General features: G+C 52.6%; 11 protein-coding genes. 6 read left to right on the forward strand and 5 right to left on the reverse strand.

From position 1 onward, the window contains the following. Positions 1–9: 9 nt before the first annotated feature. The 4 genes from frr to rpsB all read right to left on the reverse strand — a co-directional run bounded on the left by frr (position 10) and on the right by rpsB (position 3132). Entirely contained in the window at positions 10–567 is a 558-nt protein-coding gene (gene frr / locus AZF00_RS12480; protein WP_008248857.1) for a ribosome recycling factor, read from the reverse strand. After that, the gene (gene pyrH / locus AZF00_RS12485) at positions 564–1316 is read right to left on the reverse strand and encodes a UMP kinase (RefSeq protein WP_008248856.1); all 753 of its coding nucleotides are present in this window, start codon (positions 1314–1316) and stop codon (positions 564–566) included. The genes frr and pyrH overlap by 4 nt, the downstream gene beginning before the upstream one ends. A 90-nt stretch (positions 1317–1406) precedes the next feature. Then, positions 1407–2270, reverse strand: a complete 864-nt coding sequence (tsf, locus tag AZF00_RS12490; protein ID WP_008248854.1) for a translation elongation factor Ts — start codon at positions 2268–2270, stop codon at positions 1407–1409. A gap of 112 nt (positions 2271–2382) precedes the next feature. Further along, positions 2383–3132: a 30S ribosomal protein S2 gene (gene rpsB, locus AZF00_RS12495; RefSeq protein WP_008248852.1), complete on the reverse strand. Its 750-nt coding sequence runs from the start codon at positions 3130–3132 to the stop codon at positions 2383–2385. Between the two features lie 284 nt (positions 3133–3416). On the opposite strand from rpsB, the gene map reads away from it, so the two are divergent. The 6 genes from map (at position 3417) to dapD (ending at position 10235) form a co-directional block, all read left to right on the forward strand. Further along, on the forward strand, positions 3417–4214 hold the full coding sequence (gene map, locus AZF00_RS12500) for a type I methionyl aminopeptidase (protein ID WP_008248849.1): 798 nt from the start codon (positions 3417–3419) through the stop codon (positions 4212–4214). Beyond that, on the forward strand, positions 4211–6880 hold the full coding sequence (locus AZF00_RS12505) for a [protein-PII] uridylyltransferase (RefSeq protein ID WP_008248848.1): 2670 nt from the start codon (positions 4211–4213) through the stop codon (positions 6878–6880). The genes map and AZF00_RS12505 overlap by 4 nt, the downstream gene beginning before the upstream one ends. Continuing rightward, positions 6877–8082 (forward strand): succinyldiaminopimelate transaminase, encoded by a 1206-nt coding sequence (gene dapC / locus AZF00_RS12510; RefSeq protein ID WP_008248846.1) that lies wholly within the window; start codon positions 6877–6879, stop codon positions 8080–8082. Before AZF00_RS12505 ends, dapC begins: the two co-directional genes overlap by 4 nt. Beyond that, positions 8076–8729 carry an endonuclease III gene (gene nth / locus AZF00_RS12515; RefSeq protein WP_008248843.1) on the forward strand — a complete coding sequence of 218 codons (654 nt, stop codon included), beginning with the start codon at positions 8076–8078 and terminating at the stop codon, positions 8727–8729. The genes dapC and nth overlap by 7 nt, the downstream gene beginning before the upstream one ends. Positions 8730–8817: 88 nt before the next feature. Then, positions 8818–9177 carry an ArsC family reductase gene (locus tag AZF00_RS12520; RefSeq protein ID WP_008248840.1) on the forward strand — a complete coding sequence of 120 codons (360 nt, stop codon included), beginning with the start codon at positions 8818–8820 and terminating at the stop codon, positions 9175–9177. A 20-nt stretch (positions 9178–9197) separates the two neighbouring features. Continuing rightward, positions 9198–10235, forward strand: a complete 1038-nt coding sequence (dapD, locus tag AZF00_RS12525) for a 2,3,4,5-tetrahydropyridine-2,6-dicarboxylate N-succinyltransferase (RefSeq protein ID WP_008248839.1) — start codon at positions 9198–9200, stop codon at positions 10233–10235. Positions 10236–10287: 52 nt separating this feature from the next. Here the strand turns inward: dapD and AZF00_RS12530 are convergent, their stop codons facing one another. Next, positions 10288–10725, reverse strand: a complete 438-nt coding sequence (locus AZF00_RS12530; protein WP_008248838.1) for a PaaI family thioesterase — start codon at positions 10723–10725, stop codon at positions 10288–10290. Positions 10726–10867: the final 142 nt, after the last annotated feature.

Below are 10867 nucleotides of genomic sequence, written 5' to 3' on the forward strand. Positions count from 1 at the left end.
TTTCGCCGCTTAGATAACCATCAGGTCAGTTTCTTTGGCTGCAAGCGCCTTGTCGACTTCCGCAATAAATTGGTCGGTGATTTTCTGAACTTCGTCTTGAGCGCGACGCTCATCGTCTTCGCTAATTTCTTTTTCTTTAAGCAAGTCTTTAATATCAGACAACACATCACGGCGCGCATTGCGAATCGACACTCGCGCACTCTCTGCTTCATGGCGTGCAGTCTTGATATAGCCCTTACGGGTCTCCTCAGTCAGCATCGCCATAGGAATGCGGATAACACTACCGGCGGTGCTCGGGTTTAAACCCAAGTCTGACTTCATCAAGGCCTTTTCCACGTCGGGAACAATATTCTTTTCCCAGGGCGTGACAGTTAGAGTCCGCGCATCTTCAATACCAATATTAGCCACTTGCGATAGCGGTGTATCGGTACCGTAATAAGACACGCGCACACCGTCGAGCAGGCTCGGATGCGCGCGACCGGTACGAATTTTGTTAAAGTTGCTGCCTAGCGCCTCAACGGCCTTAGCCATACGTACTTTGGCGTCTTCTTTCAGTTCATTAATCACGCTGTCTTCTCCTCGCGCTTAGTGGCGGCCACTAGCGTTCCTTCTTCGCCACCAACAACAATATTCAAAAGAGCACCCTGCTGCTCCATCGCAAATACTCGCAAAGGCATATTATGATCCCGGCACAAACAGATGGCCGTAAGATCCATTACCTCGAGCTTTTTATCCAAGACCTCATCATAGCTGAGGTAATCGTATTTAACCGCACTTGGGTCAAGCATTGGGTCTGCACTGTAAACGCCATCAACCTTGGTTGCTTTCAATACCAAGTCGGCATCCATTTCAATACCGCGCAGACACGCCGCTGAGTCGGTAGTAAAAAACGGATTACCGGTACCCGCGGCAAAAATCACCACCTCACCACGGCTCAAGGCCCTAATCGCTTTACGACGATCATAGTGATCGACGACACCACTCATGGGTATGGCCGACATCACTGAAGATTTTATATTACTACGCTCCAGCGCGTCACGCAGCGCCAGTGCATTCATGACCGTGGCCAGCATGCCCATGTGGTCGCCGGTCACTCTGTCGAGCCCCGCCGTCTGCAATGCCGCGCCACGGAACAAATTCCCGCCGCCCACCACCAGACCAACCTGCACACCAATACCAACCAATTGCCCTACTTCCAGCGCCATGCGGTCCAAGACCTTGGGGTCAATTCCAAACCCCAGACTCCCCATCAGAGCCTCGCCACTTAACTTCAGAAGTATGCGCTTGTATTTCTTATCCCGGCTTACGCTAGACATTTCCTACCCCACCACATTGCACGATATTTTTAAGATTTGTATATCGCCTATAGTAAATCGGGGCCCGTAGGCCCCGTTTTACTGAGTGGCTTAGCCTTTCAGCTGAGCAGCCACCTCGGCGGCAAAATCCACTTCTTCTTTCTCTATACCTTCACCCACTTCAAAGCGGACAAATTCTTGTATATCTGCACTGCTGCTTTTCAGCAACTTGCCTACTGTTACTTCAGGATCCTTAACAAAGGCCTGATCAACCAGTGAGCTTTCAGACAAGAACTTGCGAATACGGCCGTCGATCATTTTTTCAATGATCTCAGCAGGCTTGCCGCTTTCTGCCGCTTGAGCAGTGAAAATCTCACGCTCTTTCTCGATTTCTTCCGCAGGCATGTCTTCCGCTTTAGCAACGCGCGGGTTAACCGCAGCAACATGCATTGCCACATCGCGAGCCAGTTCAGCGTCACCGCCTTTCAGGGCAACCAATACCGCGATACGGTTATTAGAGTGAACATAGCTATCAACTACGCCATCTTCAGCAGTAACGACCAATGCGCGACGCACACCAATGTTCTCACCAATTTTCTGAACCAGCGCTTCACGTGCAGATTCCAATTCACCGGCCATCAGCACAGCAATATCGGTTTCTTTAGTGGCGAACACTTTATCAGTAACCAGCGCGGCAAACGCCTGAAAGCCCGGCTCGCGTGCAGCGAAGTCAGTTTCACTGTTCACTTCAACAACCACGCCGTAGCTACCGTCTTCGGCAACCTTAGTCGTCACAACGCCATCAGCAGCAGTACGACCAGCCTTTTTAGCCGCCTTCATGCCGCTTGATTTACGCAACTCTTCAATTGCCAAATCGATGTCGCCATTGGACTCATTGAGTGCTTTTTTACACTCCATCATGCCCAAGCCAGTGCGATCGCGTAATTCTTTAACCATTGATGCTGATACAGCCATCCTAAAATCCTCGTATTTGAGCTTAAGCACGGCCCGTCAAACTGACCCTACTCAATATATATCCAAAAAAAGGGGGCCGCGCCCCCTTTCGCAGACTGCTTGGCGGCGAGTATTACTCGGCAGCGCTTTCGCCTTCTGGGCTTGCAGCAACTTCAACAAACTCATCTTTTGCTACAGCGTCGTTGGCGGCGGCGTTAATAGCCACGTCAGCAACAGCAGTAACATAAAGTTTGATGGCGCGAATCGCGTCGTCGTTACCAGGAATAACAAAATCAACACCGTCTGGGTTGCTATTGGTATCCACGATACCAAAAACTGGGATACCCAGCTTATTGGCTTCTTGAATCGCGATCCGCTCGTGATCAACATCAATAACAAACAGGGCGTCTGGCAGGCCAGCCATATCCTTGATACCACCAATGGAGCGCTCTAGCTTCTCCATATCACGGCGACGCATCAGGGCTTCTTTCTTGGTCAATTTGTCAAACGTACCGTCTAATTGCTGAGCTTCAAGCTCACGCAAACGACGTACTGACTGACGAATAGTTTTGTAGTTGGTCAGCATGCCACCCAACCAGCGGTGACTTACAAAAGGCATGCCAGCGCGGGCTGCCTGCTCACCAATAATCTTGCTTGCAGCACGCTTAGTGCCAACAAACAGGATTTTGTTTTTATTTGCTGCCATCTTGGCAATTGCATCCAGCGCGCTATTCATCGCAGGAACAGTATGCTCAAGGTTGATTATGTGGATCTTGTTACGAGCACCAAAAATATACGGTGCCATTTTTGGATTCCAGTAGCGAGTCTGGTGACCAAAGTGAACGCCGGCTTGCAGCATTTCACGCATGCTTATATGTGACATGATTTTTCCTTAATTAACATCGGGTTACAAACTTGCAGAGACCCCGTAAGCCAACCCCAGCTTTACTGGAGCACCCGGGATTACGTGTCGGTTTCTGCGCGTCATTTAACCAATTACAGCAGACGCCATAATTGGGGCGCGTATTTATACCACAGAGCCCTCGCCACATAAAGCCAAAACCGCTTTTGACGCTAAAATTCCCCGCCACCTTCGCCACACTATAAGCGATGGTTTACAATACCGTGCTTTGATCGCCTGACACTTGCGTATATCGGTACTCTTTTATGAATGTAAGCATTAAAACCCCCGAACAAATTGCCGCCATGCGCATCGCTGGCCGCCTTGCTGCCGATGTCCTTGAAATGATTACCCCCTACGTCAAGCCAGGCATTAGCACCGGCGAGCTTGACCAAATCTGCCACGACTATATTGTCAATGTTCAGGGCGCCATCCCCGCGCCCCTAAATTACAACGGTTTTCCCAAGTCAGTGTGCACCTCGCTCAATGAGGTGATCTGTCACGGCATACCGTCGGACAGCAAGGTAATAAAGGATGGCGACATCCTGAATATCGACGTCACCGTCATTAAAGACGGTTGGCACGGCGACACCAACCGCATGTTTTATGTTGGCAATGTACCCGAGCACGCCAAACGCCTGTGCGTTGTAGCTCAAGAATGCTTATATCAAGCCATTGAAATCGTTCGCCCCGGCTGCAAACTGAGTGATATCGGTACGATTATCGCCAAGCACGCTCGCGGCAAACACTACAGTGTGGTCGAAGAGTACTGCGGTCATGGCATTGGCCTGGTCTTTCACGAAGACCCGCAGGTTCTGCATTATGGCGAGGGCTATAACCGTCGCAATGACCTGGTATTAAAGGAAGGCATGACCTTCACCATCGAACCCATGATCAATGCGGGTAAAAAACACACCAAGCTCAATATGAAAGATGGCTGGACCGTGACCACCAAAGACCGCCGTCTTTCAGCCCAATGGGAACACACCATGGCGGTGACCAGCGATGGCGTAGAAGTATTAACTGCCCGGCCTGACGAACCTTTTTACCAGGAGTCCAAATGAGTAATTTGGTTCTACCGGATGCCCAGCTCCTAAGCCAGAAAGACCCCAGCACCAGCAAACCCATCAAGGTATACAAGACCTACCTAAAAGAATTAGCCAAGGACCTTAAAGAGCGCTTTGAAGCCAAGGAGAGCATTCGCGAACTCGTGGCGCTGCGCTCTGCCCGCATCGACGCGCTACTGCAAAACATTTGGGCCAGCTACCAATGGCAGGATGACATCAGCCTAATCGCGGTTGGCGGCTATGGTCGCGGTGAGCTGCACCCCTACTCCGATATCGATTTACTGATTCTGACCACCGACGACGCCGGTGACTACCGCGACAACATTGAAAGCTTAATCACCCTGCTGTGGGATATTAATCTTGAGATCGGCCACAGCGTCAGAACCATTAGCCAGTGCTGCAAGACCGCCGCCGAAGATATTACTGTTGCCACCAATTTAATGGAGTCACGCCCGCTGGCGGGTAACGACGCCCTGCACACCGAGTTAATGGCGCTAGTTGGACCCGATCAAATTTGGCCGAGCAGCGAATTCTTCCGCGCCAAGTGGGATGAACAAATCCATCGCCATCGCAAATTCGCCAATTCAGAATACAATCTGGAGCCCAACGTCAAAAGCTCTCCCGGCGGCCTGCGCGACATCCAGATGATTGGTTGGGTAGTAAAGCGGCATTTTGGCGCCCAATCAATTGACGAATTATTAGAGCGCCAATTCCTCAGCCAAGACGAATTAGACACGCTAAAAGAAGGCCAAGATTACTTATGGCGCGTTCGCTTTGCACTGCACCTCCTTGGTGGTCGCGAAGAAGACCGCCTCTTATTTGACCATCAGCGCACACTGGCAGAATCCTTCGGGTTTACCGACGGCAATGGCAAGCTCGCCGTTGAACAGTTTATGCAGCAGTACTATCGCTGGGCCATGCACCTTGGTGAGCTGAACGACGTTCTCATGCAGCACTTTGATGAAACCATACTGCGCGCCTGCGAGGCCGAAACCGTACTCGAGATAAACCCGCGTTTCCGCATTCGCAACGGGCATATAGAAGTCGCTAACGACAAAGTCTTTAGCAAAACGCCCTCGGCACTCATGGAAATCTTTGTGCTGATGGCAAATCACGAAGGTATTGACGGCGTGAGAGCCAGCACCATTCGGCTCATTCGTAAATCCCGCCATTTAATAGACGACCGTTTCCGCGCCGACCCGAAGAACAAGCGCTATTTTCTGGAATTACTGCGCTCCCCCAATCGGGTCGCCCTGAATTTACGGCGCATGAAACGCTTTCGCATTCTCGGTAAGTTTATTCCGGCCTTTGCCCACATCGTCGGTCAGATGCAACACGACCTCTTTCACATATACTCAGTCGACGCCCATACCCTAGAGCTAATCAAAAATATTAGCCGCTTCCGCTACCCCAGCATGGTGGCGCAGTACCCCATGGCCTGCCGGATAATGCAGCGCCTACCGAAGCACGAGCTACTGTATCTCGCGGGCTTGTTTCACGACATCGCCAAAGGCCGTGGCGGCGACCACTCTAGCCTCGGCGCAGTCGACGCCCGCGAGTTTTGTGAAAACCTCGGCCTGAACAAACGCGACAGTAATTTAGTGGCATGGCTGGTCGAAAAACACCTCGAGATGTCTTCGGTCTCCCAACGCAAAGATATTCAAGACCCCGAAGTCATTCGCGATTTCGCCCTCACCATGGGCGATATTCAGCACTTGGATTATCTGTTCTGCCTTACCGTAGCCGATATCAACGCCACCAATCCCACCCTGTGGACGTCCTGGCGCGCCTCGTTAATGCGTCAGCTCTACGCCGAAACCCGGCGCGCACTGCGCCGTGGCCTCGAAACCCCCATCGACAAACAAGAGTGGATTGACGAAACCCAAGCGGGTGCCATCGAAAAGCTCGAAGACTACGGCTTCACCGAAACCGAAATCCGCACCCTGTGGGCCGACACCGGCGAAGACTATTTTATTCGCGAGCAGATCGACGACATTGTGTGGCACACCCGCGCCATTGCTCAGCGCACCAAACCCAGTGCGAGCGTAGTATTAGTCAAAGAAGGCGGCTTGCTCGACCACGAGGGCGCCACCCAAATCTTTGTGCACACCAAAGCCAAGCTCGGCCTCTTTGCCCTGCTCGCAGAGGCACTAGAGCAACTCGACCTCAGCATTCAAGATGCGCGTATTTACAATAGTGGCACCGGCTACACCCTAGATACCTTTTATGTGCTCGGCGCCGATGGCGAATCCATTGGCGACAATCCCAGCCGGATCGCTCACATTATTGAGTTCATGCAGGAACACTTGGAACACCCCGAGCGCTTCCCTGCCACCATTGAGCGCCGCACGCCCCGACAAATGCGCTTGTTCTCAATACCCACACGCACCAGTATGGCCACCGACCTCAACAAAGGTCACACGGTGCTCGAAGTCATCACCCCAGACCGGCCGGGCTTACTGGCGCGTTTGGCGCGAATATTCAATCAGTACGATATTCGCCTGCAAAACGCCAAAATCGCCACCCTCGGCGAACGCGTTGAAGACGTATTTTTTATTACTGACGAAAACCAGCGCCCCATTGACGACCCCAAACTCTGCGAAGAAATTCAGCAGGCCATTTGCCGGGAACTGGACGAAAAAGCGAGTAGTAAGCCCCTATGAACCCCAACTTAACGGCTCTGCAAGCCTACCCCTTTGAAAAACTGCGCGCCTTATTTGCCGACATACGCACTCCCGCAATGGCCCATATTGCACTGTCTATTGGTGAGCCCAAGCACGCCTCACCAGATTTTGTCGCCAATGCCATTAAGGATAATATCGACAAGCTCAGCAACTACCCCACCACCAAAGGCATTCCCGAACTAAGGCAAGCCATTGCCCATTGGGCAACTCAGCGCTTTAGCTTAAACAAGCTCGACCCAGAGACTGAAATACTGCCGGTTAATGGCACCCGCGAAGCGCTATTTGCCTTTGCCCAAACCGTGGTTGCGGCCACTCCCGACGCACTCGTGTGCAGCCCCAACCCCTTCTATCAAATTTATGAAGGCGCGGCATTGCTGGCCGGCGCCCAACCCGAATTCCTAGCCTGTCGCGCAGATAACAATTTTATCCCAGACTTTGCCGCAGTCAGCCCCGACGTGTGGCAGCGCTGCCAACTACTTTTTATCTGCACTCCGGGCAATCCCAGCGGTGCCGTAATGAGCAGCGCGCAATTAAAAGCGCTTATCGCGCTGGCCGATCAATACGACTTTGTGATTGCCAGCGATGAATGCTATTCAGAACTGTATTTTGACGAAGCTAGTCCGCCTCCCGGCCTACTGCAAGCCTGCGCCGAACTTGGCCGCAATGACTACCAGCGCTGCGTGGTCTTTCACAGCCTGTCAAAGCGCTCTAACCTGCCGGGTTTACGCTCTGGTTTTGTGGCGGGCGACGCCAATATTCTCAAAGACTTCTTGCTCTACCGCACCTACCACGGCTGCGCGATGCCAGTTCAGCACCAATTGGCCAGCGTTGCCGCGTGGAACGACGAAGCTCACGTTAAAGCCAACCGCGACCTCTATCGTCAGAAATTTGCCGAGGTACTGGCTATTCTGGACGGCTGCTTAGATGTTAGTCAGCCCGATGCCTCATTCTATTTGTGGGCCAAAACCCCGATCAGCGACACCGATTTCGCCAAGGGCCTATTCGAACAACAGCATGTCACGGTATTGCCCGGCAGCTATTTATCTCGCGAAGTCGACGGCTACAATCCCGGTGCTAACTACGTGCGTATGGCGCTGGTGGCTGAGGCCGCCCAATGCGCAGAGGCCGCCCACCGCGTAAAAGCCTATGTGCAAAGCTTAAAAGAGCGTGGCGCATGTTAAAGAAAGAACGGGCCGCATTTATTGAAAAACGCCTGCAAGAACTGTATCCAGAACAGCTTATTCCACTAGACCACAAAGACCCCTATACCCTCTTGGTAGCGGTTTTGTTGTCAGCCCAGTGTACCGATGCGCGGGTAAACCAAATCACCCCCGCACTATTTGAATTGGCCGACAACCCCTTTGATATGGCCGTGCAGAATGTGGAAGTTATCCGCCAAATTATCCGCCCCTGCGGCTTGTCGCCACAAAAATCTAGCGCCATTAAACGCCTGTCAGAAATTCTGGTCGAGAAGTTTAACGGCGTTGTCCCTCAGGATATGGCGGCACTGGAAACCCTACCCGGCGTTGGCCACAAAACCGCAAGTGTGGTGATGTCCCAAGCCTTTGGCGTGCCCGCCTTCGCCGTCGACACTCATATTCACCGCTTGGCCCAGCGCTGGGGCCTGACAAACGGCAAAAACGTGGTGCAGACGGAGAAAGACCTCAAATCCCTCTTCCCCAAGGAAAAGTGGAACTCGCTACACCTGCAAATTATTTTTTATGGCCGCGAATACTGCAGCGCAAGAGGCTGCGACGGCACGGTATGCGAGATATGCACCACCTTGTACCCCAAGCGCAAAAAGCCACCAACAGTGTACAAACCTTAGTAGACGACATGGCGCCGTGAACCACCGGCCAGAATTTGTTATCCTTAGCGGCTGAATTTTTCAGCCCACATGCAACAAGAGCAGAACCATGAGCACCACACTCTACGGCATTAAAAATTGCGATACCGTGCGCGCCGCGCGCCGCTGGCTAGAGACGCACAACGTCGACTTTAGCTTTCAAGATGTTCGCGACACCCCGTTAACAGCAGCACAGCTAAAAACCTGGCTGCAAGCATTGGGCGTAGACGCGCTAGTCAATAAACGCAGCACCACATGGAAACAACTCAGCCCCGCGCAACGCGATGGGCTAAACCCAGACACAGCTATTGCCCTACTATTGGAACACCCGACGCTAATGAAACGCCCCCTGCTCGACACCGGCAGCGAGCTACATCTCGGCTTTAAGGCCGAGCATTATCAGTCACTGTTCACTCATCACACCCTTTAAGCCATTTAAGAGACCTTACAATGACTCAAGCACACTTCGCACTCGGCCTCGGCCTCGGCACCCAAAATCGCAAAGGCGAGTGGTTAGATACCTTCTATGCCCAGCCCGTACTCGCCCCAGCCGCCAAAATGGTCGATGCCATCCTCAGCGTTATTGAGCCTGTCGAAGGCAATACCGCCAGCGCAGTAACAAAAGACCAAATGGCGCAGATTGCTGAAGCCCTGAAGGCTGCAGGCAACAAAGACCAAGCGGAACTCGCGGTGCAGTTGGCCAGCGGCAGCCAACCCTTAGTCGTTACCCTGCTCGCCACCGACGACGCGCCAAGCTCAGTACCTGAAGGCTATTTAAAACTGCATTTGCTGTCACACCGTTTGGTAAAGCCTCACAGTATTAACCTTACCGGCCTCTTCGGCGCACTGCCCAATGTGGCATGGACCAATAAGGGCGCGGTTGATATCAGCGAGCTCAAGAGCCGTCAGCTCGATGCACGCCTTCGCGGTGAAATGCTCGAAGTGATGTCGGTAGACAAATTCCCCAAGATGACAAACTACGTTGTGCCAAGTGGCGTGCGCATTGCCCACACCGCGCGGGTTCGCCTCGGCGCCTACCTCGGTGAAGGCACCACCATTATGCACGAGGGCTTCGTCAACTTTAACGCGGGCACCGAAGGGCCGGGAATGATTGAAGGCCGGATTTCCGCAGGCGTGATGGTTGGCGCGGGTTCCGACCTCGGCGGCGGCTGCTCCACCATGGGCACACTGTCCGGCGGCAACAATATTATTATTTCTGTGGGTAAAGAATGCCTCATCGGCGCCAATGCTGGCGTTGGCATTCCGCTGGGTGATCGCTGCACCATTGAAGCCGGCCTGTACATCACTGCCGGATCGGTACTCACCATCATCGACGCCGATGGCGCGGTTGCTGGCACGACGAAGGCGCGCGAATTATCGGGGCAGTCTGACCTACTGTTCCGTCGCAACTCTAAAAATGGCGCGGTTGAGGTGTTAACCAATAAATCCGCTATCGCCCTCAACGAGATGCTTCACGCGCACAACTAAGCGCGGCTCACTGTGCTCTAGCGCTCCTTGGCGCTAGAGCTAGCCTCGCCAACTACTCACCATAGCCCATCGCATCGTTTAAGCGCATCTTGCTACGCACAAATATGCCATTGCCACGACCCACCTCGTTATCGTCACTATCATAAACAATCGCCTCAACGATAAATTGCGACTTAGTGCGATTAACAACTTTGCCCACGGATCTCAAACGGCCCTCAGACACCGGCCTTGTCAAATAGGTGGTGAACGACGTCGTCAACACAAAGTAATCGGGCTCTAATGAGTTCGCTGCAAAAAACGCCGCATCGTCGAGCATTTTAAAATACACCGAGCCGTGCACCGCTCGAGCGGAGTGGAATAGTTTTTCCGACACCGCTATCGAAATCTCAGACTCACCCTCGGTAACGCCTATTTCCGGCAAGTAAAAGGCATTCACCGGCGCCGCTTTATACATTGATTCAAGTGCACGGTAATGGACTTCATTGTTCATATCTAGGTTTCCTATGTTCTATCGGCCTTTCGCCGCGCCATACATTCCAGTGGTATTCGTCGCTAAAGGCTCAGGGCCAAAACATCGACCACATAAATATAACATAATTACTGCCAATACTTTACTTCTTGCCCCATTGTGG

This window comes from Zhongshania aliphaticivorans (assembly GCF_001586255.1).
Lineage (GTDB): Bacteria > Pseudomonadota > Gammaproteobacteria > Pseudomonadales > Spongiibacteraceae > Spongiibacter > Spongiibacter aliphaticivorans.